The sequence below is a fragment of the Burkholderia metallica genome (genome assembly GCF_001718555.1).
GTDB classification, from domain to species: Bacteria; Pseudomonadota; Gammaproteobacteria; order Burkholderiales; family Burkholderiaceae; genus Burkholderia; species Burkholderia metallica.
Map to the genome: position 1 here is coordinate 275,931 of NZ_CP013403.1, position 22,987 is coordinate 298,917.

Genomic DNA, 22,987 nt, shown 5'->3' on the forward strand with positions numbered 1-22,987 from the left:
ATTGTTGCTGTGTGTCTGCCATAGTGCGATCACGCTGACGTTACGCCCGAGGGCAACGCGGCGTTCGGGCCGGTCGATCCGGCGTGCGGCACTGAACAGGAAAGCGTGGTGTATCGATGATCGACCATCCGTTGCGCGCGGCACTGGCTGCGGAATTGCATGCGCGGCCGTTCCTGCGGCTTGCCGAAGCCGTGTCGCTCACGCATTACGCGATCTACGCGGACGGCCAGCCCGACATCCACGAAACGCTGCTGCACGCGCTGTGCCGCGATACCGGCCTCGCCGCGCCGCACGAAGGGGCGACGCACCACGCGGTGCAGTCGCCGAGCGGCTGGCATCTGAAGTGGGAGCGCCACACCGAATTCTCGACCTTCACGTTCGTCGCACCACGTCGCGACACCGGCTATTTCGACGATCTCGCGATCGAAGGCATTCCGGCCGCGTGGTTCGCGCGGCTCGCCGGCATCCGCTTCGTCGCGGTGCGCATGGAGTTGCTGTCGGGCGACGCCGCGCGGCTCGTCTGCGGTGACCTGCGCCGCTGGATCGACGGGCCCGCGCTCGTCGGCAGCAACGTGCTCGGCGGCGGCAAGGTGTTCTGCGACTGGCACGTGCGCGACGACGGCTTCATGCGTTTTCTCGTGGTCGACGAGGATTTTCGCGAGGAGCAGGGCGGGCGGCTGCTGCAGCGCCTGTATGAAATTGAAACGTACCGGATGATGGCGCTGCTCGCGTTGCCCGTCGCGCGCCGGATGAGTCGCGAACTCGACGAGATCCACGCGGCGCTGCACGCATTGATGCAACAAATGGACGCGAGCGGCGCCGACGGCGACGACACCGCGCTGCTCGTCAAGCTCACGCATCTTGCGGTGCGGGTCGAATCGCTGTCGGGATCGGGCGCGCGCTTCAGCGCGTCGCGGGCGTACGAAAAGCTCGTGCTGGCGCGCATTCACGAACTGCGCGAGGAGCGCATCGAAGGGATGCCGACGATCGCCGAATTCATGGAGCGCCGCTTCGCGCCGGCGATGGAAACCTGCCGCAGCGTCTGGGCGCGCCACGAGCAGATCGCCGCGCGCATCGCGCGGGCGGTCGACCTGCTGCGCACGCGTGTGAATCTCGCGCAGGAAAAGGACGTGACGCGCCTGCTGGCGGGAATGGAGCGCACCGCGCGCAACCAGCTTCACTTGCAGCATGCGGTCGAAGGGCTGTCGGTGGCCGCCATTTCGTACTACGTGCTGTCGCTCGCGACGGCGGCGTTCAAGGCGCTGCACGTGATGAACCTGCCGGTCGATCCCGAACTGGCGGAGGGCCTGCTGATCGCGCCGGTCGTGTTCGCGGTGATTCACATCACGCGGCGCACGCGTGCGCAGCTTGCGCGCTCGGAGGCCGCGCACGACGGCGCGCCGGTGCATGCGGCGGATTTGAAGCAGGTTGGTTAGGGTTTCTAAAAAATCAGGTAAAGGAGTGGAGATGACTTTTTCGCAGAAGCAACCGGGGTTTTACAGCGTTTTCGATGCCGCATTCGACGAACCGGCACCCGATGATTCGGGCGCGTCCGACGAGCCGCGCGTGACGTCCTATCAGGCCGTGCTGCAGGAGCCGATGACGTCGCTCGTCGGGAATACGATCGACCGGCCGGACGTCGCGGCTGTCGCGATTCTCGGATACAACTGACGCACGTTCCGTTCGCGTCGGTTCAACGCCGCGCGCGCGTTTCGTCCGAGTGACACGTCGGACGGCCGCGCGCGGTGGCTTGGCCTGCCGTTCCGCATGGCCGGCATTCAGCCGGCTGTCTTCTCGCGCGTCGCACGCGCATGGCCATTCCCCTTCGGTTTTCCCGCCCCGTACGCGAGCGCCAGTTCGACGAACGCGCGCGCGGCCGCGCTCCGGTATGCGCCCTTGCGCTGCAGCAGCACGGCCGTGCGGCGCAGCACGGCCGGGTCGAGCGCAACGGCGGCGAGGTCGTCGTGCCCGGTCGCGATCGTCGCGGGCAGCAGCGTCGCGAGATTCGTGCGGCGCACGATCTCGATCACCGCACCCAGCGAATTCGCTTCCATCGACACGCGCGGCCGCACGTCGTGCTCGCGGAAATAGCGGTCGATCTGCACGCGTGTCGCGAACTCGGCCGTGAGCAGCACGAGCGGCGCGTCGTGCAGCGCGCGCAGGCCGGCCTTGCGTTTCCCGGCGAGCGGATGCCGGCGGTTCACGACGAGCGCAAGCGTTTCGACCAGCAGCGCGTGCGCTTCGATATCGGCCGTCTGCACGCCGTCGAACGCGATGCCGACGTCGAGCGCGTCGTCGACGAGCAGCGCCTCGATGCGTTCCTGCGACATCTCCTGCACCGACAGCGACACGTCCGGATAGCGGCCGTGAAATGCCTCGACGAGCGGCCCGACCAGATAGCTCGTGAAGGTCGGCGTGACCGCGATGCGCAGCGAGCCGCGGCTCAGATCCTGCACGTCGTGAATCGCGCGCCGGCCTTCCGCGAGATCGTGCAGCGCCTGCCGCGCATAGCGGAAATACACGTCGCCGGCGTCGGTCAGTGTCGTCACGCGCCCGGTGCGGTCGAACAGTTGCGCGCCGAGCGTCTCCTCGAGCTGCCGGATCTGCTGCGACAGCGCGGGCTGCGACACGTGCAGCGCGGCGGCCGCGCGCGTAAAGCTGCGGTGCTCGGCGACGGCCAGAAAGTAGTGGATATGGCGCAGCAGCATGGCGATTCCTATAAGACTGGCTTATCGACTGGATCATAAATCAGTCTTTTACGTTATCGGAAGTCCGGCGTAACCTGCCCTTCATCGAATTCACCTGCACCGGAGAAAACACGATGAAGGACATCATCGACGGCTTCCTGAAGTTCCAGCGCGACGCCTATCCGGCGCGCGCCGCGCTGTTCCGCGACCTCGCACGCAGCCAGAACCCGCGGGCGCTGTTCATCTCGTGTTCGGACAGCCGGCTCGTGCCCGAACTCGTCACGCAACGCGAACCGGGCGACCTGTTCGTGATCCGCAATGCCGGCAACATCGTGCCGTCGTACGGCCCCGAGCCGGGCGGCGTGTCGGCGTCGGTCGAATACGCGGTCGCCGCGCTGCGCGTGACCGACGTCGTGATCTGCGGCCATTCCGACTGCGGCGCGATGACCGCGATCGCCACCTGCCAGTGCATGGACCACATGCCGGCCGTCGGCCACTGGCTGCGCTACGCGGATTCGGCGCGCGTCGTGAACGAGGCGCGCACGCATCGCAGCGAGCGCGAGCGGATCGACTCGATGGTGCGCGAGAACGTCGTCGCGCAACTGGCCAACCTGAAGACGCATCCAGCCGTGCGGCTCGCGCTCGAAGAAGGGCGCGTCGCGCTGCATGGCTGGGTCTACGACATCGAATCGGGCTGTATCGACGCCTACGACGGCGCGACCGGCCGGTTCGTGTCGCTCGCGGACCATCCCGATGTCCGCGCCACTCCCGCGACGCACGCCGTCGCGGCCTGAATCGCTCCCACCCCACCACGAGGAATTGCCATGATCCAGTCCCAGCACAGTCAGACAGCCCGCCACGCGCTCGCGGAGGCAGTCGTGCTCGCGAAGGCGCGCAAGAACCTGTCGTTCGCGCAGCTCACCGAAGGCACGGGCCTGAGCGAAGCGTTCGTGACGGCCGCGCTGCTCGGCCAGCACGCGCTGCCGGCGGACGCCGCGCGCAGCGTCGCCGACAAGCTCGGCCTCGACGACGACGCGGTGCTGCTGCTGCAGACGATCCCGCTGCGCGGCAGCATCGACGATCGCGTGCCGACCGACCCGACCATTTACCGCTTCTACGAAATGCTGCAGGTGTACGGCACGACGCTGAAGGCGCTCGTTCACGAGAAGTTCGGCGACGGCATCATCAGCGCGATCAATTTCCGGCTCGATGTGAAGAAGGTCGACGATCCGGAAGGCGGTTCGCGCGCGGTGATCACGCTCGACGGCAAGTACCTGCCGACGAAGCCGTTCTGACGCCTGCGCGGCGCCGCAGTGGCACCGCGCAGGCTCCCGCCCGACGTGATAGGCGAAGCCGATTGCGGCGCGCCGGTCACCGATCGTGCAGCAGAAGCACGGCGATGCGATCGCCGTCTACCGGCGCCGGCAGGAACCGAACGCGACGTGACGTGACGTGACCTGCGCGGCGCCCCGGCCGCGCACGGCAGCCGCCCGGCTGCTCGTTTTCCCCACCCTCCGTTTCGCCCGGCGGCGCACCGTGCCGCCGGGCGCCCGCGCCGGTATGCGGCGCCCGGCTTTCCGGTCTCCCAAACATCGATCCCGTTCAATGTCCGGAACGGAAATCCGCGATCCAAAAGGTTTTTGACGGGTTTAAAAATTCGCACTGGAGACGACGAAAACGTGCGGAAAGCCCGATGAAAACCGATGAAGTCTGCATGACAGCCGGCGCGGCGACCCCGACACGTTGCGCCTGATCTTTGCCGATCGACGCGCGGTGCCTCACACCTGTTTCGTTGCGCCATTCGTTCCGGACGAGGAATCGCTCGATCCCTCTGCGCCGGCACTGCGATCGCCGACCGATCGCGCCTGACGCCTGAGATTCGCTTACTGCTTAAAACGGACCATCATGAAACGGGATTCATTCAGTACACCTGATGCGATGCATCGTCCGGCGACGGATACGCTCAAGCCGAACGACGCCTTCGTGCGCATCGAAAACGTCGTGAAGAAATTCGGCGACAGCACGGCCGTCGACAACGTGAACCTGACGATCGCGAAGAACGAACTGTTCGCGCTGCTCGGCAGCTCCGGCTGCGGCAAGTCGACGCTCCTGCGCATGCTCGCCGGCCTCGAAACCGCCACCTCCGGCAAGATCTTCGTCGACGGCGAGGACCTCGCGTCGCTGCCGCCTTACCGCCGCCCGGTGAACATGATGTTCCAGTCGTACGCGCTGTTCCCGCACATGTCGGTCGAATCGAACGTCGCGTTCGGCCTGAAGCAGGAAGGCACGCCGAAGAACGAGATCAAGGAACGCGTGGCCGACGCGCTCGCGCTCGTGCAGATGAGCAAGTACGCGAAGCGCAAGCCGCATCAATTGTCCGGCGGCCAGCAGCAGCGCGTCGCGCTCGCGCGTTCGCTGGTCAAGCGCCCGAAACTGCTGCTGCTCGACGAGCCGATGTCCGCGCTCGACAAGAAGATCCGCCAGAAGACCCAGCTCGAACTCGTGAACATCATCGAGAAGGTCGACGTGACCTGCGTGATGGTCACGCACGACCAGGAAGAGGCGATGACGATGGCCAGCCGCCTCGCGGTGATGAGCGAAGGCAAGATCGTGCAGATCGGCTCGCCCGGCGAAGTCTACGAATACCCGAACAGCCGCTTCTCGGCCGAATTCATCGGCTCGACCAACCTGTTCGAAGGGCGCGTGGTCGAGGACGAACCCGATCACATCTTCGTCGAGAGCGACGACCTAGAGGCGCGCATGTACGTGAGCCACGGCGTGACCGGCCCGCTCGGGATGCCGGTCGGCATCTCGGTGCGCCCGGAGCGCATTCACGTGTCGCGCGAGAAGCCGGGCTCGAAACACAACTGGGCGCGCGGCGTCGTCACCGACATCGCGTACATGGGCAGCTACTCGCTGTACCACGTGCGCCTGCCGAGCGGGAAGACGGTCGTGTCGAACCTGTCGAGCTCGCAGCTGATGAACGACGGTGCGCCGGCGTGGAACGACGACGTGTTCGTGTCGTGGTCGCCGGCCAGCGGCGTCGTGCTGACGCAGTGAGGACGCGATGATGAAAACCTCCGCTTCCACGCCTTCCGCGCCTGTGTCGACGAGCGCCGCGGGCGCCGGCGCCGGCCGCGCCCGCCCGGGCCGCTTCGCCGCGCTGTCGCTCTTGTTGCCGTCGGGCCGCAGCGTCGCGATCGGCGTGCCGTTCCTGTGGCTCGCCGTGTTCTTCGCGCTGCCGTTCGTGCTGGTGCTGAAGATCAGCTTCGCCGACCAGGTGATGGGCATCCCGCCGTACACGTCGCTCGTCGAGTTCAAGGACGGCGTCGTGCACTTCGCGCTGCAGCTGTCGCACTACGCGTTCCTGCTGCAGGACGACCTGTACATCGCGACCTACCTCAGCTCGCTGAAGATGGCCGCGGTGTCGACGGTGCTGTGCCTGCTGATCGGCTATCCGATGGCGTACTACATCGCGCGCTCGGAGCCGAACCGCCGCAACGTGCTGATGATGGCCGTGATGCTGCCGTTCTGGACGTCGTTCCTGATCCGCGTGTACGCATGGATCGGCATCCTGAAGGACGACGGGCTGCTGAACCACACGCTGATCGCGCTGGGCATCATCCACACGCCGCTGCGCCTGTACCACAGCGACGCGGGCGTCTACATCGGGATGGTCTATTCGTACCTGCCGTTCATGGTGATGCCGCTGTACGCGCACCTGGTGAAGATGGACCTGACGCTGCTCGAAGCTGCGTACGACCTGGGCGCGAAGCCGTGGGTCGCGTTCACGCGGATCACGCTGCCGCTGTCGAAGAACGGGATCATCGCCGGCAGCCTGCTGGTGTTCATTCCGGCGGTGGGCGAGTACGTGATTCCGGAACTGCTGGGCGGTGCCGACACGCTGATGATCGGGCGCGTGATGTGGGATGAATTCTTCAACAACATGGACTGGCCGATGGCGTCCGCGGTGACGGTCGCGATGGTGATGCTGCTGCTGGTGCCGATGGCGCTGTTCCAGTACTACCAGGTCAAGGAACTGGAGGATGCGAAATGATCAAGCCGAGCAAACCGCTGTCGACGGGCGTCCTCGCCTTCGGCTTCCTGTTCCTGTACATCCCGATCATCAGCCTGGTCGTGTACTCGTTCAACGAGTCGAAGCTGGTGACGGTGTGGTCGGGCTTCTCGCTGAAGTGGTACGCGGCGCTACTGGACGACGACGAGCTGCTGAACGCCGCGTGGCTGTCGTTGAAGATCGGGCTGATGACGGCCACCGCGTCGGTCGTGATCGGCACTTGGGCGGGCTTCGTGCTCGCGCGCTTCGGCCGCTTCAAGGGCTTCACGCTGTACACGGGGATGATCAACGCGCCGCTGGTGATTCCGGAGGTGATCCAGGGCATCTCGCTGCTGCTGCTGTTCGTTGCGCTGGAGCAGATGTTCGGCTGGCCGAAGGGGCGCGGGATGGTGACGATCTGGATCGGTCACGTGATGCTGTGCGTGTCGTACGTGGCGATCATCGTGCAGTCGCGGGTGAAGGAGATGAACAAGTCGCTGGAGGAGGCGGCGCTGGATCTGGGCGCGACGCCGCTGAAGGTGTTCTTCGTGGTGACGCTGCCGCTGATCTCGCAGGCGCTGCTGTCGGGATGGCTGCTGTCGTTCACGCTGTCGATCGACGATCTGGTGCTGTCGGCGTTCCTGTCGGGGCCGGGCTCGACGACGCTGCCGCTGGTGGTGTTCTCGCGCGTGCGGCTGGGGCTGAACCCGGAGATGAACGCGCTGGCGACGCTGTTCATCACGGCGGTGACGATCGGCGTGATCGTCGTGAACCGGATGATGATCATGCGCGAGCGGCGCCGCATCGCCGACATGAAGGCGGCGTTCGCGGTGGCGTGACGGCGGGCGCACCCGTACGGCGATCGGGGCGACACGCTATAGTGGTGCGACGCCCGCCCCGGGCATTCCTTCTTCCCGTTTGCCGTCGCCCCATGACCACGCAACCCGACGTTTCGATCCAGCTCACCGACCGCGAGCAGCCGGGCGCACGCGACTTCATCAGCCGCAAGCTCGGCGAATTCAATCACGCGATGACGGGGCGCGCCGATGCGGCCACGCTCGACGTGTACGTCACCGACTCCGCGACCGGCGAGATCGTCGGCGGCCTGACCGGGCGTACGTCGCTCGGCCTTTTCTTCATCGACCTGTTCTACCTGCCCGAATCGCTGCGCGGCGGCGGATTCGGCAGCCGGCTGCTGAGCGAGGCCGAAGCGGAAGCGAAACGGCGCGGATGCGCGCGTGCGGTGCTCTACACGATCTCGTTCCAGGCGCCGGAGTTTTACCGGAAGCAGGGCTACGAAGCGTTCGGGGAAGTGCCGTGCGAGCCGGAAGGGGCGTCGCGCGTGTTCATGGTGAAGGTGCTTTGAGCGGGTTCGACCGGTTCGCGTCGCGCGGCGAGCATGATCGCGCAGTGCGAACGCCGGTATCTGGACACGCACGCATGCCGAATCGGCAATGCTCAGGCGCGTACGACGGGGCGTCCGGAGGTTCGAGCCCGACCGACACGCGCGTCAATCCTGCCGACGGGAACGGGTCCTAGCCGTACGACATCGCCCGGTTTCGGAATGACATCGACGGTCCGCGATCTTGCGCTTGCAGTCGTTGCGCACTGCGCTCACGACACGGAACCGACCTATCGAGAGGGTGTCGCCTGTTCGACGATCATATCGTACAGCGCGCGGGCGGCCGGCGACAATTGCGCGCTCTTGCGCGTGACGAGCACGAGCGTGCGGGACACTGCCGGCTCGACGAGCTCGATCGTGCGGATCATCGGATACGCATTCTTCTGGATCGCGAGCCTCGGCACCACGGCCGCGCCGAGCCCTTCCGCGACGAGCCCGAGCGCCGTCGAGCTGCGCTGCACCTCGTAGAACGAATGCGGCGACACGCCGCCCGTCTTCAGCGCGCCGTCGAGCAGCCCGCGATTGCCGCTCACTTCGCCGGCGAAGATCAGCGCATGCGGCTGCAGGGCCGCCCAGCGAATGCGGCGTCGCTTCGCGAGCGGATGATCGTCGCGGCACGCCAGCACGTACGGATCGCTCGTCAGCGGCACGTTGACCAGTTCGGGATGCTGATCGCCGGCGATGCCGATGCCGAACTCGGCCTCGCGATGCAGCACGGCCTGCAGCACCGACGCCGACGCGTGGTCGAGAATCTTCACGCGATCGTGCGGCCGGTGCGCGGAGAACGCGCGCAGGATACGGGGCAGGTATTGCACGCCGACCGTCGGCACGCACGCGATCGTGACGTCGCCGCGCTGGCTCAGGCCGGTTTCGCGGATTTCGGTGAGCGCGTCGGACAGCTCGTTCAGCAGCCGGCGCGCTTGCGGCAGGAACCGCCGGCCGATTTCGGTGAGGGTGGTGCGGCGTGTGGTGCGCTCGACGAGCGCGACGCCGAGAAAGGTTTCGAGCTTGCGCAGCCGCTGCGTGATGGCCGTCTGCGTGACGTGCAGCGTATCGGCCGCCTGCCGGAAGCTGCCGCCGTCGGCGATGGCGACGAAAGCCTGGACACCGAGCGTATCGATTTTCATCAGAATTATGAATCAATCACGATATTAAATTCATTTTACTGAACTTCGCGACGATCGCAGAATGCGGTGCATCGACGGCTGCCGGCATCCCGCGCGGGGAGCAGGGCGGGCCGTTCACGCCGACCAGGAGAAACGACATGACGACCCCACTCGATCGATACGCGGCCCAGTACGTGCAATTCGAGGACGAACGCACGCGGCCGATCCGCGATCTGCTGGCCGCCGTGCCGAACACGCCGATCCGTACCGCGATCGACATCGGCTGCGGGCCCGGCAATTCGACGCAAGCGCTGCTCGCGCGTGCGCCGGACGCGACGGTCCACGGCATCGATGCGTCGGCGGACATGATCGACGCCGCGCGCAAGCGTCTGCCGGACCTGCGTTTCGACGTCGTGGACATTTCCGCGTGGGACGACCCGGGCGGGTACGACCTGATTCTCGCGAATGCGGTGCTGCAATGGGTGCCCGCGCACGACACGCTGTTTCCGGCGCTCGTCGGCCGGCTCGCGCCGGGCGGCCATCTCGCGGTGCAGATGCCCGACAACCTCGACGAACCCGCGCACCGGCTGATGCGTGAAGTCGCCGCGGCCGGCCCGTGGGCGGGCAAGCTGGGCGGCGCGGCGCGCACCGAGCGGTTCGACGCGCGGTACTACCACGCGCTCCTGTCGCCGCTGTGCTCGCGCGTGGACGTGTGGCGCACGACCTACTACCACCCGCTGCGCGGCGGGGCCGACGCGGTCGTCGAATGGTTCAAGGGCAGCGCGCTGCGACCGTTCCTCGCGGCGCTCGACGACGACGAGCGCGCGGCGTTTCTCGCGCGCTATCGCGACGCGATCGCGGGCCCGGGCGGCTATCCGGCACTCGCCGACGGCACCGTGCTGCTGCCGTTCCCGCGCCTGTTCATCGTCGCGACGCGCACGTGACGCGGCAATGACCGACGCGCGGGCCGCCGTGCGTCAGCGCGGCGGCCGCATCGATTCCGGGTCGACCGTGCGGATGCGTGCGGTCTGCCCGTCGCGCAGGTCCTTGTACCAGAACAGCGCCACTTCGCCGTCGTTCTCGTCGTCCGCATACAGCAGGCGATCGTGCCCGCCGAGCACGAAGCCCGAGCGGGCATACGTGCTGCACGCGGCGACGTTGTTCGACTGCGTTTCCAGCCGCATGAAGCCGAAGCCGTGGCTGCGCGCCCACGATTCGGCGGCCGCGAGCAGCAACAGCGCGATGCCTTGCCGCCGGTAATGGCGGTCAACGGCCAGTTCCGCGATCTCGGCCATCCCGTTCCAGCTTTGGCCGATGGCCACGAACCCGGCGAGCGTGCCGCCGGCCGTCGCGCGAAAGAGCGCCGTCTGGCCGGTCGCCTCGTCCGCCCAGCCGGCCGGATCAAAACCGTATTGCTTGCGGCGCGCCGGCAGTGCGCGCAGATCGAGCAAGTCCTGATACGGCGCATTCAATTCCCAGGCGATGTCGAACGAGAAGTCGCATCGGTCCAGTTCGTCGGCGGGCAACCCGCTCGTCTGTTCGATGCTGATGTGCTCGGCTCGGTCCATGTGTCGGTGTCCTGTCGGCTGCGAGGTGGCGTGGTGGTTTGCGATGCGCGTCGCCGCTGTCGTGGCGTGCGTCGTATCGAGTGTGTTTCTGTTTCGTTTTTTTGTGAGCGCACGATTCGCCGCGCACGAAGCCGGCACAGACCGGCGGCTTCCGTGACGGTGAAACGCGGGCAAGCCACGAGCCGGCCGGCCGCGCAAACGTGTGCGGCGCGTATGCGCCGGCCGAGGCGCTCGTTCAACCGCCCGATTATGCTGGATTTCGGTGCGATGCCGGCTGTCGTGCGGCGTGTCGTCGATCCGGATGGCCATCGGCTGCATGTGGATGAAAGGCGACAGGAACCCGAATAGTTGTTTACCGTTTCGTGACGACTCGATATATTTCGAAAAATATATCGAAGACGCGGCGCCGTCAGGCGCCGCGTCGTCCACTCGCTCCACGAAAGCCGGAAGAGAGTCTGACCTGCATCGCCGGAGCAACGCGTCGTCGCGGCATGCGCAACCGGTGCGCATGCTTCACGACGCTGCAACACGAGCGGCCGCCCCGCGGCATGCCGCTTCAGCAAGCCCACCCAGGCATCGAAACGAAACATCGTGCACGCGCATGACGCCCATGCGCGCGCGGCGATTCCGGTGGCTTGCGCTCGTTCATCCGTCGGTTCTTCGTCAACACGCCGCGCGTCATGCTGCGACGCAGTCGCGCGCGTCAACAACAAAAGGAAGTGAACATGAAAAAGACCATCGTGGCCGCGGCCGCACTCGGGACGTTCGGCGCCGTCGCGCATGCGCAAAGCAGTGTCACGCTGTACGGGTTGATCGATGCGGGTATCACGTATTCGAACAAGGTCGCGACGTCGGGCGGCCACGGCAAGCTCGTCAAGTACGGCGATGGCGTCGCGTCGGGCAGCCGCTGGGGCATCCGCGGCACCGAGGATCTCGGCGGCGGGCTGAAGGCGCTGTTCGTGCTGGAAAACGGCTTCGGCAGCGGCGACGGCTCGATTGGCCAGGGCGGCGCGATTTTCGGCCGGCAGGCGTTCGTCGGCCTGTCGAAGAACGGGATCGGCTCGCTGACGTTCGGCCGCCAGTATTCGTTCTCGACCGACTACATCGGCGCGAACTACTCGATGGGCAGCCAGACGCCGGCCGGCAACTACGCGTATCACATCAACGATCTCGACCAGCTGACGTCGAGCCGCATCAACAATGCGGTGAAATTCCAGAGCGCGAACTTCGCGGGCCTCACGTTCGGCGCAATGTACGGCTTCTCGAACTCGACGCAGTTCGCGGGCACGCCGACCACGACCGGCGCGACCGGTTCGCAGGGTTCGTCGAGCGCGTACAGCTTCGGCGCGAACTACGCGCAGGGACCGTTCGGCATCGGCGCCGCGTACACGAACATCCGCTTTCCGAACGGCGCGACGCCCGCGTTCGGCGTGAGCATCGCGAACGTCAACACGCAAGGGCTGCGCGATCTCGAGACGGTCGGCGTAGGCGCACGCTATGCGATCGCGGCGGCGCTCGTGTGGGCGAACTGGACGCACACGAAGTTCGTGCCGCTGTCGGGCGAAACGTCGAAACTGAACAACTACGAAATCGGTGGCCGCTATGCGTTTACGCCGGCGCTGAGCGGTGGCCTCGGCTATACGTTCTCGAAGCTCGACGGCCGCTTCGACGGCAAGTGGCACCAGGTCAACGCCGCGGTCGACTACGCGCTGTCGAAGCGCACCGACGTGTACGTGAGCGCGGCCTACCAGAAGGCGTCGGGCAGCAACACGATCAACGGCCGTGCGACGCCGGTGCAGGCCGAGATCGGCTCGTCGGGGTCGTTCATCGGCAACGCGGGCGCGAACACGCAGTTCGTCACGCGGATCGGCTTGCGCCACAAGTTCTGATCGACCCTGCACGCGAGCGGGCGCTCCCATGGGAGCGCCCGTTTTACTGTGTCGTGCGACGAAGCGCGGCCGGAAAGCGTTTTGCTCGCGAGGCTCTGCTCGTCTGGCGCGCCGCGCGACGGAAGAAGCATTCGGGCGCGACGCGGTACATCGCGCCCGAATGCGAGCCGGCCCCGTGCGGGCGGCCGGCACGGTCGGCCCTGCGGTCAGATCGTGATCGTGACAGGGCCCGCGAGCGGCGTGTAGCCGTCGTCGAACAGGTACCACGCATCGTATTGCCCGGACGCCAGCGTCGTGTTGGCCGTGGACGAGAACAGCAGCGAGCCGGTGCTCTTCGGCAGGTACGCCCACGACTTGTAGCTGCCCTTGGTCGGCTGCGCGCCATGCGCGAAGATGCCCACCCAGTTCTTCGGGCTGTGGCTCCACGGCGGCGCGACGTAATCGAACCGCAGCGTGCCGAACGTTGACCCCTGCGCCGCGAGCGCCGCGACGAACTGCTTGCCGGTGTTGCCGATCGCCGAATCCGTCAGCAGCGCGCCGGATTGCGGCTGCACGCAGCCGGCTACCCGGCGCAGGAAGTTCGGATCGTTCGCGTCGCGGATGCTGGCGTCGTACCAGCCGCCGTCGCCGTACCATGTGACGGCCTGCGTCGCGCCGGCGGCCACGGTGACCGACTGCTTCGTGTTCATCCCGTAGGCGTTGTCGGTGAGCTGGAACGTCGTCGCGGCGGCCCCGGCGGAGTTGTCGAGCGTGATCTGCACGTTGCCGTTCGCCACGTCGTAGCAGAGGCTGATTTCCGCACTGGAACCCGTGTTGCCGGACGATCCGATGCTGCCGCGCAACGTCTGCAGGAAGCCGTTCGGGCCGTAGACCGAATAGTCGTAGCCGCCGTCGGCATTCAGCGCGAGCGAATCCGACAGCGTCGCGCACCGGTTCGCGCCGGCCGCGATCGTGTAATGCCGGGGGATCGTGCTCGTGCCGTCGACCCATGCCTGCAGGTGCACGCCCGCGGTGCCGGTGTTGGTCATCGTCAGCGACAGCGTGCGACCGGCGCGGTTGACCTTGCCTTGCACGAAGAACTCGTAGGGCAGGCGGCAGGCAGTGCGGCGGCCGGCCGTCTGCGCCGGCACCGCGGTGGTGGTCGGGTACGGGATCAGCACGGCCGGGCCGTTCGGATTCATGTTGCTCGCGGGCGGCTGGATCGCGGGCACGGTCTGGTCGGCGTTCGAGAAATCGAACGCCGACGTCAGGTCGCCGCACACCGTGCGCCGCCACGGCGTGATGTTGGTTTCCTGCAGCCCGAAGCGCGCCTCCAGAAAGCGGATCACCGACGTGTGATCGAAGACCTGCGAGTTGACCTTGCCGCCTTTCGACCACGGCGAGATCACGAACATCGGCACGCGCGGGCCGAGCCCGATCGGCACGTCGCCGCTGGCCGAGCCGTCCGATGCGGCGCCGCCGCTCGCGACGAATTCGGCGGCCGTCGAGACGGTCGACTGGCCGGTGCCGGCGGACGCGCTCGGCGGCACGGCCGGCGGCACGTGATCGAACAGGCCGTCGTTCTCGTCGTACATCACGAGCAGCACCGTGCTGGCCCATACCGCCGGATTCGACGTCAGCGCATTGAGGACGTTGCTCACGTACCATTCGCCGCCGCTCGCGGTCCACGACGGATGTTCGCAGTACGCGTAGGGCGCGGCGATCCACGACACCTGCGGCAGCGTGCCGTTCGCGACGTCGGCCCGCAACTGGCTGAAGAGGTTCGTGTCGTATTCCTTGCCGCCGCCCGTCGGATCGATCTGCGTGCCGTTGAGCGCCGGCGCGAGCGGATCGGTTGCGCCGAGGTTCTGGTATTGCCTGAAGTTCAGGATGACGTTGTCGCCGTAGTTGCCGTTCCACCAGAGATCGCTGCTGGAGCCGTTGTATTCGCCATAGCCGTGGCCGGCGTCGAGGCCGTTGCCCTTGTCCTGGTAGAACTTCCACGTGACGCCGGCCGTGTTCAGGCGCTCCGGCATCGTGGTCCAGCCGGTGCCCGTCATCGTGTTCGTCGTGTACGGCGAATAGCCGGCGACGTTGCCGCAGCATCCGGTCCACAGATACAGGCGGTTCGGATCGGTCGGGCCGAGCATCGAGCAGTGGTACGCGTCGCACACCGTGAATGCGCTCGCCAGCGCGTAGTAGAACGGAATGTCGTTCTGCGTGAAGTAGTACATCGTGCCGCTCGTCTTCGCGCTGGTCCAGTTGTCGTAGCGGCCGTTGTTCCACGCGCTGTGCGTGGTGCCCCAGTCGTGAGGGAGGTCGCCGTAGTAGGTGTCGCCGTTCGCGGTGCCGGAGGGCGGGGACGGGTTGAACGGGAACACGTAGGACATGAGCCACGGCTGGCGCCACACCGGATACCCGCTCGAAATCACGACGGGCCGCGGATCGCCGAAGCCGCGCGTGCCGCCCAGCGTGCCGAGGTAGTGGTCGAACGAACGGTTCTCCTGCATCAGGATTACCACGTGCTTCACGTCCTGGATCGTGCCGGTCACGGTGGCCGCCGGAATGGCCTGCGCGCGCGCGATGCTTTCGGGCAGCATGCCCGTGATCGCGGTGGCGCCGGCGAGCTTCAACGCATCGGCAATGAATTGACGTCGTGTCGTGGGTTTGTTTTGCATGATCGCTCTCTGTCTTGGATGGCGGGCCTCGCGGCCTGCGTCGGTCAGTGGCACGCGCTCGCGCAGTGCAGGACGGGCGTGGACGCCGAACCCGGTGCGGCTGCGCGCGCGGCCGCCACGCTGGCCGGGGTGCCCGAATCGCCGTCGCCGCAAGCGGCCAGCGTGCACAGGAGCGCGATCATGAAAACGCCGCGACAGTGCGGAAAGCGGCTTTCCGACCGGCGCGGACTGACGATTGGCTTTCTATCCGATTCGAGTCGGATTCCTGAATGATTGGAATGATTGCTGCGTGCTCCGTATTTCATTACCCCTCCAGACATGAAAATGGACAGCAGAGAATATCGCCCGAATCAGAACAACTTCATGACAGGCCACCCGCGCGTACCCGCCACCTGCAAAAGTTTCGCGTCGGGATTGGTGGCGACCGGATGCGTGACGTAGTCGAGCAGCGGCACGTCGTTGATCGAATCGCTGTAGAAGTAGGTGCGTTCGAAATCGGACGGGGCGTAGCCGAGCGACGCGAGCCACGCGGTCGTGCGCACGATCTTCCCTTCGCGGAAGCTCGGCACGCCCGTGCTGCGTCCGGTGAACGCACCGTCCGGCGTGCCGTCGTCGGTATCGAGCTCGATACCGAGCAGGTGATCGATGCCGAATTCGGCCGCGATCGGCCCGGTGACGAACACGTTGGTGGCCGTCACGATGCAGCAGAGATCGCCGTTCTCGCGATGCCGGTCGACCAGGTCGCGCGCCGGCTGCGTGATCGCCGGGCGGATCACTTCGTCCATGAACTGTGCATGCCAGCGCTCGAGCACGTTGCGCGGATAGCGGGCGAGCGGCGCGAGCGTCACGGCGAGATACGCGTCCATGTCGAGCGTGCCGGCCGCATAGTGGCCGTAGTGCTCGTCGATCAGCGCCACGTGCGCGTCGTCTTCCCGCCACCCGACCCGCGTGATGAAGCGGCTCCACGCCTGGTCGCTGTCGAGCGGCAGCAGCGTGTGGTCGAGGTCGAACAGCGCGAGATTCGGGTACATGGGGGATTCCTTGGGGTGCGTGCTCATGCGCCGACGAGTTTCCCGATCGCGTCCTTCGCGCTCCTGCCGTCGAGGGTCGTGACGCCGTCGAGCCACTTCGACAGCACGCCGGGGTGCTTCTTCACCCATTCCTTCGCGACGGCGACGGGATCGGCGTGATTCATGATCGGCACCATCAGCTGGTTCTCTTCGTCGGTCGTGAATTTCAGGTTGGTCAGCAGCCGGCCGACGTTCGGGCAGCGTTCGAGGTATCCGGGCGTGACGAGCGTATAGACCTTCGCCGAGCCGTAGTTCGGCCCGAACACGCTGTCGCCGCCGTCGAGATAGGTGATCTTGTAGTCGAGGTTCATCGGATGCGGCTCCCACGCGAGGAACACGATCATCCGGTGCTCCTGCACGGCGCGCGTGACCTGCACGAGCATCCCGGCCTCGCTCGATTCGACCAGCTTGAAGCCGCTGAGCCCGAACTCGTTCCTGTCGATCATCCGCTGGATCAGCGCATTGCCGTTGTTGCCGGCGCCGATCCCGTAGATCTTGCCGTCGAGCTGGTCGCGGAATCGGGCGATGTCGGCGAAGCTCTTGAGGCCCTTGTCCGACGCGTACTGCGGCACGGCCAGCGTGTAGCGCGCGCCGACCAGGTTCGGCTGCGGCAACTGATGGACGGCGCCGGCATCGACGAACGGCTTCACCGTGGGCGTCATGCTCGGGTCCCAGTAGCCGAGGAACGCGTCGATCTGCGCCTTCTTCACGCCGGCCAGCACGATCGGCGGCGACGCGATCGTCTTGGTCGCCTCATAGCCGAGACCATCCAGCAGCATCATCGCGACGCCGGTGGTGGCCGCGATGTCGCTCCAGCCGACATCGCCGAGCGTCACCTTCTTGCAGACGTCGCCGTCCGACGCGTGAGCGGGCGCCGTGGCCAGCGCTGTCAGCAGGGTTGCAGCCAGCATCCATGCGTTTTTCATCATGTTGGTCTCCTAAGCAAGTGTTCCGGATCGTGTTGCCTGAATGGTCTGACGATTGAGCGTGCCGAGCGGATGAAACAAGCGAACCTGGGTCTGGCTTTGTCGTTTTGCGTACCGTATATTAGAACGCACAAAATCGCAAGATCGCACAAAAATACAACCTGCCGGTTGCCGCGCGGGCGACGGGCGGGCGAAGGCGCGAGCAATCGGGCGGCGGCGCGGGCGGCCGCGCACCATCGAATCGACAACGCAACGCAAGGAAAACGCAAATGATCAGTCAGCTGGAAATCGTGTCTCGCCTGTTGCTGGCGGCATTGCTCGGCAGCATCGTCGGCATCGAGCGCGAACGCCTGTCGTGGGCGGCCGGATTGCGCACGCACATGCTGGTGGCCGTGGGCGCCGCGCTCGTGATGGTCGTGTCGGCGTTCGGTTTCGCCGATATCCAGAACGCGAAGAACGTGTCGCTGGACCCGTCGCGCGTCGCCGCGCAGGTCGTGTCGGGCATCGGCTTCCTCGGCGCCGGTTCGATCATGCTGCGCGGCGAGATCATCCGCGGCCTGACGACCGCCGCGAGCCTGTGGGTCGTGGCGGCGGTCGGGCTGGCCGTGGGCGGCGGCATGTACGTGGCCGCGATCGCCGCGACGGCGATCGTGCTCGCGATCCTGGCCGGCCTGAAGCCGATCGAGAAGCGCTTTTTCGCCGCGCGGCAGCGCTGGGGCGTGCGCATCCTCGCGAGCCGGGGCGCGGTGAAGCTGACGTCGCTGCAGGCGATGCCCGGCATCGACCACGCGCGCATCGTCCAGTTCGTCATCGAACAGGACGACGCCGAGCCGGACGACGACCGCATCCACGTGGTGTTTTCGAAGATGACGAGCAGCGAGGTCCAGGCGGTCCGTCAATCCCTGCAGACCCTCGTGGGGATCAAAAAGATGGAGGAGAGCGCTGCGTAGTTCGCCGTTCGCATAACATTGACGTTCATTCCGAGGACATTCCATGTGGCAAGAAGAGCGATACCAGAGGATCCGGCTTCTGTTATCGAAGATGCAGCGCGTTTCCACCGACCGGATCATGGCCGAGCTGAACGTGTCGCGGGAAACCGTGCGCCGCGATCTCGTCGACCTCGAAGCGCTCGGCGAACTGAAGCGTGTCCACGGCGGCGCCGTGCAGGTGGGCGACGAAGCGCCGATCGCCGAGCGCGCGCAGACGCACGTGAAGGCGAAGCTGGCGATCGCCCGCGCGGCGGCGCGGCTCGTCACGGGCTCACAGACGCTGTTCATCGACGCGGGCACGACCACGACGCTGCTGGCCGAGGAACTGGCGAAGCTGTCGGGCCTCACGATCGTCACGAACTCGATCGACGTCGCGCTGAAGATGCGCTCGGGCGACCCCGGGCAGACGAAGAACGAAACGATCCTGCTCGGCGGGATGATCGGCAGCCGCGCGGCCGCGACCGTCGGCGACGGCACGGTCGCGGAAATCTTCCGCTATCGCGCCGACCTCGCGCTGCTGTCGCCGGTGGGCGTCGACGCGGTGCGCGGCGCGACCAACTACGACCGGATGGAAACCGAGGTGGCGCGGGCGATGGTGAGCAACGCGGCGGACGTCGCGATCCTCGCCGATTTCAGCAAGCTCGGCACGAACAGCCGGATCAGCTTCTGCGAGCCGGCGCGGATCGGCGCACTGGTGACGGACTCGAAGGCGGAATCGGTCGACAGCTTCAAGAGCCTGAAGAAAGTCGTCAGGAACATCGTGCTGTCGTAGCGCCGCGTCGTGCGGCGCACGATCGGCCGCCGTTATGCCGCCCATGCGGCACGTATGCTGCCGGCCGGCTTTTTTGCGGCGTAATATATGCGTCGATACAACGCAGGCGCGCCCATTGGCGGGCCGTCATGGAGACGGGTGATGGACATGGCAGGAACGGCGGCGCCTTCGGCGCATCAGGCGGCAGCGGGTTCGATCGCGCTGACGGGCGCCTTCGAGCGGCCGATGACGGTGACGCTCGACGACCTGCGCGGGCACGCGAGCGCGACGGCCGAGCCGTTCGACCTGCGCTGCTTCACGACGAACCGCTTCATCCGCTCGGTCGCGCCGTATCGCGGCGCCCGGCTGAACGACCTGCTCGACGCAGCCGGGCTGCGCAACGACGCGCCGGGCGACTTCAAGCGCATGGTGTTCATCGCGCATGCGCACGACGGCTATTCGGTCACGTTTTCGTGGCATGAACTGTTCAACACGCCTGTCGGCGACCATGTGATCGTCGCGTTCGAATGCGGCGATGCGCCGCTGTCGATCGACGACGGCGCGCCGCTGCTGTTCTCGGGCGCCGACCGCCTGCCCGCACCGCGCCACGTGAAGCGGCTGGCCGGCATCGTCGCGCGCATGCTCGCGGTGTGAGCCGCGGCCGGCGTGCGCCGCGTCGGCCATCGTGTATGCTTGCCCGCATCGCTTACAGGGCAGGACACCATGAAGACATCGGCACACCCCAAGCCAGAGGTGCGGTTCAGGATGCGTATCCAGCAGGCCGACACGATCGCGCTCGGCCCGGGCAAGGTCGCGCTGCTCGAGGCCGTGCGCGAGCACGGTTCGATTTCGGCGGCCGCGCGCAGCCTGAACATGTCGTACCGGCGGGCATGGTTGCTGATGGACGAGCTGAACCGCTCGCTGAAGTCGCCCGCGACGGTGTCCGAGCATGGCGGGCAGAGCGGCGGCGGCAGCGTGCTCACGCCGGTCGGCGAGGAGATCATCCGGCTCTATCGCGGGATCGAGGAACGGGCCTACGCGGCGTGTGCCGACGAAATCGCCGCGCTCACGAAAATGGTGCGGCGCTGACGCGCGCCGCACGAACGCTGGCCCGGCACCCGTTCACGCTGACGACGGGCTGTCACCGGCCCCGCTGCAATGAAGAGCCGCGCATGACGAACGCGGCGAAGCGAATCCGCCCCTATCCGTGCCGCAGGCAGAAGCGCGGCGTGTCGCCCGTGGCGGCATCCGGCGCGATCCCGTCGCGCGTCTGCGCATCGAGCCGACCGATCAGTTCGGCGAAGCTGGCGACGCTGGCCGTGCGCAGCGGGTAGTACGCGACGTGCTGGCGCTCGCAGATGCGCTTGAGCAGGTTCATCGAATCGTGGTCGATACAGTCGACCGGAAACACGACCATGTGCGCGCCCGGCAGCGCCGCGGCCAGCAGGCCCTTGCGATCCTCGATGCCGCCGTCGTGCAGCGTCACGTCGCCGCCCGCCGCTTCGACGATCCGCTTGATCGCGCGGTTCGAGCCCGGGCGCCCGCCGACGTACACCACGCGCATGCCCTGAAGGATCGACGGCGGATCGTCCGCGCGTTCGGCCGGATCGTCCGCAGACGCCTGCACCGCCAGTTCGATCGCGCTCGCTTCGGCGCGCAACGTCTTCACCATCGCCATCAGTTCGTCGAGCCGCGCGCGCATCGCGCGGGCGCTCGCCTGTTCCGCGGCGATCCGCTGTTCGGCCGCCTCGCGGCGGCTCGTGTGCAGCGCGAGCCGTTCATCGCGCGCGGCCAGCGCTTCACGCAGTGCATGCACTTCGTCGCGCAACACGTTTTCCGCCGCCAGCGGCTGCGCGTTCACGCGCGTGGCGAGGGCATCGCGTTCGTGCAACGCCGCGTCGCGCTGCATGCTCATTTCGTGCAGGCGCGCCTGCTGCCGTTCGAGCTTCGCGAGCAGCGCGGCATTCTCCTCCTCCAGCGCGACCAGCCGCCGGATATCGGCGCGATTGGCCGCACCGACCAGGTGCGACAGCATGTGCAGGTCGCCGAACGCGGTCTGGCGCACGCTCATCGTCGCGCGCGGATGCGTCATCAGCGCCCAGTACGCGGGCGGAATGTCGCCGCGCTTGAGCGCGTCCTTCCAGCGTGCGAGGAGTTCATCGGCATCCTTCGCGCTGTCGAATGCGCGGATCGCGCCCGCGTAGCGTTCGTCGAGCGCCTTGTGCAATGCCTTCGCGCCGGCCGTGCCGTCGATCGCGAGTTCGACGGCCGCGTGATGGATGTCGAGGTCGGTTGCATGCTGGCGATCGACGTCGGCGAACTTCGGCACGAGCTTGCGCAGTTCGTGCGTGGTCAGGCAGGTGCCGATGATCGAGCAGTGCAGGGTGGCGTCGAGTTCGGACAGGCGCGTGCGGCGCTTCAGCTCGGCCAGTTGCGCGCGCGACGGCGCGCAGCATGCGTCGATCCGCGTGCCGGTTGCCGCGGGCAGATGACCGTTCGGCGACGAAAGATCCACCGTGCGGGCGAGGCGAAAGGGCGGAGCGTGCATGTTGACCTCTGTCCGGCAAGCGCGGGCCGGAGACGGATGCGCGAAAGATTTGCGAAATATACCACGGAATATAACGGGTGAAATTCCGGAGGAATCACGCAGTTGGGTCGCGCGGCGCGGCCGGATCGTTGCTGAACGGCCGGAGCGGCCGACGGGTCATGCGCACCGAAAAAGGGGCATGAATGACATGACGCTCCCCGAAAGCGCTCTGTCGGGTTAATCGGGCACCGCGGTGCGCATCGTCGGCCGGCCGGGACCGTGTGCCGGCAGGGTTTTCATCAGGACATCCGCGGCGCCGCACGATCCATCATGGCGAAAGCACCGTCACCGCCAACCGCAGGAGGGCAACACCGTGGCTTCCGATTCCACTTCCTCGACCGCCTTCGTGTTCGCCGGCGGCGGCAGTCTTGGCGCGATCGAGGTCGGCATGCTCCGCGAGCTGGTCGCGAGCGGCGAACGGCCCGATTGCGTGATCGGTGCGTCGGCGGGCGCGATCAATGCCGCCTATTTCGCCGGACGGCCGGACGCGGATGGCGTCGCGATGCTTGAAGCGCTGTGGTGCCGGATCCGCCGCCAAGACGTCATGCCGTTCTCGATGCGCAGCCTCCTCGCGATGCTGCTGCGCAACCGGCCGCATCTGGTCGAGGCCGACGCGCTGCGCCTGCTGCTCGAAAGAAACCTGCCGTACCGGCGAATCGAGCAGGCGGCGTTGCCGCTTCATATCGTCGCGACCGACGTGCTGACCGGCGACGAAGTCGTGCTGTCCGCCGGCCCGGTCGTGGATGCCGTGCTGGCGAGCGCGGCGATTCCCGGCGTGTTTCCGTCGGTCAGCATCGGCGGCGTGGATCTCGTCGACGGCGGCGTCGCGAACAATACGCCGATCTCCGTGGCGATTGCGCTCGGCGTCAAGCGGATCGTCGTGCTGCCGGCCGGGTTCGCGTGCGCGTTGCGGGTGCCGCCGCGCAGTGCGATCGCGCATGCGACGCACGCGCTGACGCTCGTGATTGCACGGCAACTGGTGCGCGATCTGGAGCTGTACGGGGCCCGCGCGCAAATCCATGTCGTGCCGCCGCTCTGCCCGCTCGAGGTGTCGTCCTATGACTACTCGCAATGCGCGCAACTGATCGACAAGGCCGCGGAACGCACGCGCGCGTGGATCGGCGAGGGCGGGCTCGCGGCGTGTGAGATTCCCGGCCCGCTGCGCGAGCACGATCATGCCGCGGCGCTGTCGCATTGAGGGTGGCGCGCGCCTGCGGACGCATGACCGACGAACGCCGGTTGTCGGGCCGCGCTCCGGAAATCCATGAAGCGAAAAAAACGGCACCGTGCCGCGAGACACG

Annotated in this window: 23 protein-coding genes; 15 read left to right on the forward strand and 8 right to left on the reverse strand. The window is 66.8% G+C overall.

Annotation, left to right across the window (positions count from 1 at the left end; translation table 11 throughout):
* The first annotated feature begins 116 nt into the window (after positions 1 to 116).
* Positions 117 to 1,436, forward strand: a complete 1,320-nt coding sequence (locus tag WJ16_RS21080) for a DUF3422 family protein (protein ID WP_069259042.1) — start codon at positions 117 to 119, stop codon at positions 1,434 to 1,436.
* A gap of 31 nt (positions 1,437 to 1,467) precedes the next feature.
* Positions 1,468 to 1,671: a hypothetical protein gene (locus tag WJ16_RS21085; RefSeq protein WP_069259043.1), complete on the forward strand. Its 204-nt coding sequence runs from the start codon at positions 1,468 to 1,470 to the stop codon at positions 1,669 to 1,671.
* A 107-nt stretch (positions 1,672 to 1,778) separates the two neighbouring features.
* Here the strand turns inward: WJ16_RS21085 and cynR are convergent, their stop codons facing one another.
* Positions 1,779 to 2,708 carry a transcriptional regulator CynR gene (cynR, locus tag WJ16_RS21090; protein ID WP_069259044.1) on the reverse strand — a complete coding sequence of 310 codons (930 nt, stop codon included), beginning with the start codon at positions 2,706 to 2,708 and terminating at the stop codon, positions 1,779 to 1,781.
* A 113-nt stretch (positions 2,709 to 2,821) separates the two neighbouring features.
* Between cynR and WJ16_RS21095 the strand changes: the two genes are divergently transcribed.
* From WJ16_RS21095 to WJ16_RS21120, 6 genes are all read left to right on the forward strand, one after another.
* A complete protein-coding gene (locus tag WJ16_RS21095; RefSeq protein WP_069259045.1) occupies positions 2,822 to 3,481 on the forward strand; it encodes a carbonic anhydrase in 660 nt (219 codons plus the stop codon).
* A gap of 30 nt (positions 3,482 to 3,511) precedes the next feature.
* A complete protein-coding gene (gene cynS, locus WJ16_RS21100) occupies positions 3,512 to 3,982 on the forward strand; it encodes a cyanase (protein ID WP_069259046.1) in 471 nt (156 codons plus the stop codon).
* A 643-nt stretch (positions 3,983 to 4,625) separates the two neighbouring features.
* A complete protein-coding gene (locus WJ16_RS21105; protein ID WP_069259047.1) occupies positions 4,626 to 5,747 on the forward strand; it encodes an ABC transporter ATP-binding protein in 1,122 nt (373 codons plus the stop codon).
* 10 nt (positions 5,748 to 5,757) lie between these two features.
* The gene (locus WJ16_RS21110; RefSeq protein WP_069261065.1) at positions 5,758 to 6,744 is read left to right on the forward strand and encodes an ABC transporter permease subunit; all 987 of its coding nucleotides are present in this window, start codon (positions 5,758 to 5,760) and stop codon (positions 6,742 to 6,744) included.
* Positions 6,741 to 7,580, forward strand: a complete 840-nt coding sequence (locus tag WJ16_RS21115) for an ABC transporter permease subunit (RefSeq protein WP_069257757.1) — start codon at positions 6,741 to 6,743, stop codon at positions 7,578 to 7,580. Before WJ16_RS21110 ends, WJ16_RS21115 begins: the two co-directional genes overlap by 4 nt.
* A gap of 92 nt (positions 7,581 to 7,672) precedes the next feature.
* A complete protein-coding gene (locus WJ16_RS21120; protein WP_069259048.1) occupies positions 7,673 to 8,107 on the forward strand; it encodes a GNAT family N-acetyltransferase in 435 nt (144 codons plus the stop codon).
* Positions 8,108 to 8,373: 266 nt separating this feature from the next.
* Here WJ16_RS21120 and WJ16_RS21125 read toward each other — a convergent pair whose 3' ends face one another.
* Positions 8,374 to 9,270, reverse strand: coding sequence for a LysR family transcriptional regulator (locus WJ16_RS21125; protein WP_069259049.1), 897 nt, complete (start codon positions 9,268 to 9,270; stop codon positions 8,374 to 8,376).
* 137 nt (positions 9,271 to 9,407) lie between these two features.
* Between WJ16_RS21125 and tam the strand changes: the two genes are divergently transcribed.
* Complete coding sequence (tam, locus tag WJ16_RS21130) at positions 9,408 to 10,193, forward strand: trans-aconitate 2-methyltransferase (protein WP_069259050.1); 786 nt, start codon at positions 9,408 to 9,410, stop codon at positions 10,191 to 10,193.
* Positions 10,194 to 10,226: 33 nt separating this feature from the next.
* Here tam and WJ16_RS35865 read toward each other — a convergent pair whose 3' ends face one another.
* Positions 10,227 to 10,817 (reverse strand): GNAT family N-acetyltransferase, encoded by a 591-nt coding sequence (locus tag WJ16_RS35865; protein ID WP_069259051.1) that lies wholly within the window; start codon positions 10,815 to 10,817, stop codon positions 10,227 to 10,229.
* Between the two features lie 725 nt (positions 10,818 to 11,542).
* Between WJ16_RS35865 and WJ16_RS21140 the strand changes: the two genes are divergently transcribed.
* Complete coding sequence (locus WJ16_RS21140; RefSeq protein WP_069261066.1) at positions 11,543 to 12,706, forward strand: porin; 1,164 nt, start codon at positions 11,543 to 11,545, stop codon at positions 12,704 to 12,706.
* 206 nt (positions 12,707 to 12,912) lie between these two features.
* Here the strand turns inward: WJ16_RS21140 and WJ16_RS21145 are convergent, their stop codons facing one another.
* From WJ16_RS21145 to WJ16_RS21160, 4 genes are all read right to left on the reverse strand, one after another.
* Positions 12,913 to 15,363 (reverse strand): phosphocholine-specific phospholipase C, encoded by a 2,451-nt coding sequence (locus WJ16_RS21145; RefSeq protein WP_069259052.1) that lies wholly within the window; start codon positions 15,361 to 15,363, stop codon positions 12,913 to 12,915.
* Between the two features lie 44 nt (positions 15,364 to 15,407).
* Positions 15,408 to 15,545, reverse strand: a complete 138-nt coding sequence (locus WJ16_RS35635) for a hypothetical protein (RefSeq protein WP_226239565.1) — start codon at positions 15,543 to 15,545, stop codon at positions 15,408 to 15,410.
* Between the two features lie 168 nt (positions 15,546 to 15,713).
* Positions 15,714 to 16,394, reverse strand: a complete 681-nt coding sequence (locus WJ16_RS21155; protein ID WP_069259054.1) for an HAD family hydrolase — start codon at positions 16,392 to 16,394, stop codon at positions 15,714 to 15,716.
* Between the two features lie 23 nt (positions 16,395 to 16,417).
* Positions 16,418 to 17,362, reverse strand: a complete 945-nt coding sequence (locus WJ16_RS21160) for a choline ABC transporter substrate-binding protein (RefSeq protein ID WP_157126841.1) — start codon at positions 17,360 to 17,362, stop codon at positions 16,418 to 16,420.
* Between the two features lie 266 nt (positions 17,363 to 17,628).
* Here WJ16_RS21160 and WJ16_RS21165 point away from each other — a divergent pair, with 266 nt between their 5' ends.
* The 4 genes from WJ16_RS21165 (at position 17,629) to WJ16_RS21180 (ending at position 20,188) form a co-directional block, all read left to right on the forward strand.
* Entirely contained in the window at positions 17,629 to 18,309 is a 681-nt protein-coding gene (locus WJ16_RS21165) for an MgtC/SapB family protein (RefSeq protein WP_069259055.1), read from the forward strand.
* A 43-nt stretch (positions 18,310 to 18,352) separates the two neighbouring features.
* Positions 18,353 to 19,120 carry a DeoR/GlpR family DNA-binding transcription regulator gene (locus tag WJ16_RS21170; protein ID WP_069259056.1) on the forward strand — a complete coding sequence of 256 codons (768 nt, stop codon included), beginning with the start codon at positions 18,353 to 18,355 and terminating at the stop codon, positions 19,118 to 19,120.
* A gap of 141 nt (positions 19,121 to 19,261) precedes the next feature.
* Positions 19,262 to 19,753, forward strand: a complete 492-nt coding sequence (locus WJ16_RS21175; protein ID WP_069259057.1) for a molybdopterin-dependent oxidoreductase — start codon at positions 19,262 to 19,264, stop codon at positions 19,751 to 19,753.
* 111 nt (positions 19,754 to 19,864) lie between these two features.
* Positions 19,865 to 20,188, forward strand: coding sequence for a winged helix-turn-helix domain-containing protein (locus WJ16_RS21180; RefSeq protein ID WP_069259058.1), 324 nt, complete (start codon positions 19,865 to 19,867; stop codon positions 20,186 to 20,188).
* A 112-nt stretch (positions 20,189 to 20,300) separates the two neighbouring features.
* Here the strand turns inward: WJ16_RS21180 and WJ16_RS21185 are convergent, their stop codons facing one another.
* Complete coding sequence (locus WJ16_RS21185) at positions 20,301 to 21,647, reverse strand: DUF2325 domain-containing protein (RefSeq protein WP_069259059.1); 1,347 nt, start codon at positions 21,645 to 21,647, stop codon at positions 20,301 to 20,303.
* A gap of 352 nt (positions 21,648 to 21,999) precedes the next feature.
* Between WJ16_RS21185 and WJ16_RS21190 the strand changes: the two genes are divergently transcribed.
* Positions 22,000 to 22,884, forward strand: coding sequence for a patatin-like phospholipase family protein (locus WJ16_RS21190; protein ID WP_069259060.1), 885 nt, complete (start codon positions 22,000 to 22,002; stop codon positions 22,882 to 22,884).
* Positions 22,885 to 22,987 lie beyond the last annotated feature (103 nt).

Bases quoted from the DNA above. Each gene is read 5' to 3' on its own strand.
- WJ16_RS21125 (WP_069259049.1), bottom strand. From the start codon at position 9,270: ATGAAAATCGATACGCTCGGTGTCCAGGCTTTCGTCGCCATCGCCGAC.
- WJ16_RS21120 (WP_069259048.1), top strand. From the start codon at position 7,673: ATGACCACGCAACCCGACGTTTCGATCCAGCTCACCGACCGCGAGCAG.
- WJ16_RS21115 (WP_069257757.1), top strand. From the start codon at position 6,741: ATGATCAAGCCGAGCAAACCGCTGTCGACGGGCGTCCTCGCCTTCGGC.
- WJ16_RS35865 (WP_069259051.1), bottom strand. From the start codon at position 10,817: ATGGACCGAGCCGAGCACATCAGCATCGAACAGACGAGCGGGTTGCCC.
- WJ16_RS21140 (WP_069261066.1), top strand. From the start codon at position 11,543: ATGAAAAAGACCATCGTGGCCGCGGCCGCACTCGGGACGTTCGGCGCC.
- cynS (WP_069259046.1), top strand. From the start codon at position 3,512: ATGATCCAGTCCCAGCACAGTCAGACAGCCCGCCACGCGCTCGCGGAG.
- WJ16_RS21170 (WP_069259056.1), top strand. From the start codon at position 18,353: ATGTGGCAAGAAGAGCGATACCAGAGGATCCGGCTTCTGTTATCGAAG.
- WJ16_RS21175 (WP_069259057.1), top strand. From the start codon at position 19,262: ATGGACATGGCAGGAACGGCGGCGCCTTCGGCGCATCAGGCGGCAGCG.
- WJ16_RS21105 (WP_069259047.1), top strand. From the start codon at position 4,626: ATGCATCGTCCGGCGACGGATACGCTCAAGCCGAACGACGCCTTCGTG.
- WJ16_RS21080 (WP_069259042.1), top strand. From the start codon at position 117: ATGATCGACCATCCGTTGCGCGCGGCACTGGCTGCGGAATTGCATGCG.
- WJ16_RS21110 (WP_069261065.1), top strand. From the start codon at position 5,758: ATGAAAACCTCCGCTTCCACGCCTTCCGCGCCTGTGTCGACGAGCGCC.
- WJ16_RS21165 (WP_069259055.1), top strand. From the start codon at position 17,629: ATGATCAGTCAGCTGGAAATCGTGTCTCGCCTGTTGCTGGCGGCATTG.
- tam (WP_069259050.1), top strand. From the start codon at position 9,408: ATGACGACCCCACTCGATCGATACGCGGCCCAGTACGTGCAATTCGAG.
- cynR (WP_069259044.1), bottom strand. From the start codon at position 2,708: ATGCTGCTGCGCCATATCCACTACTTTCTGGCCGTCGCCGAGCACCGC.
- WJ16_RS21145 (WP_069259052.1), bottom strand. From the start codon at position 15,363: ATGCAAAACAAACCCACGACACGACGTCAATTCATTGCCGATGCGTTG.
- WJ16_RS21185 (WP_069259059.1), bottom strand. From the start codon at position 21,647: ATGCACGCTCCGCCCTTTCGCCTCGCCCGCACGGTGGATCTTTCGTCG.
- WJ16_RS21085 (WP_069259043.1), top strand. From the start codon at position 1,468: ATGACTTTTTCGCAGAAGCAACCGGGGTTTTACAGCGTTTTCGATGCC.
- WJ16_RS35635 (WP_226239565.1), bottom strand. From the start codon at position 15,545: ATGATCGCGCTCCTGTGCACGCTGGCCGCTTGCGGCGACGGCGATTCG.
- WJ16_RS21095 (WP_069259045.1), top strand. From the start codon at position 2,822: ATGAAGGACATCATCGACGGCTTCCTGAAGTTCCAGCGCGACGCCTAT.
- WJ16_RS21180 (WP_069259058.1), top strand. From the start codon at position 19,865: ATGCGTATCCAGCAGGCCGACACGATCGCGCTCGGCCCGGGCAAGGTC.
- WJ16_RS21155 (WP_069259054.1), bottom strand. From the start codon at position 16,394: ATGTACCCGAATCTCGCGCTGTTCGACCTCGACCACACGCTGCTGCCG.
- WJ16_RS21160 (WP_157126841.1), bottom strand. From the start codon at position 17,362: ATGATGAAAAACGCATGGATGCTGGCTGCAACCCTGCTGACAGCGCTG.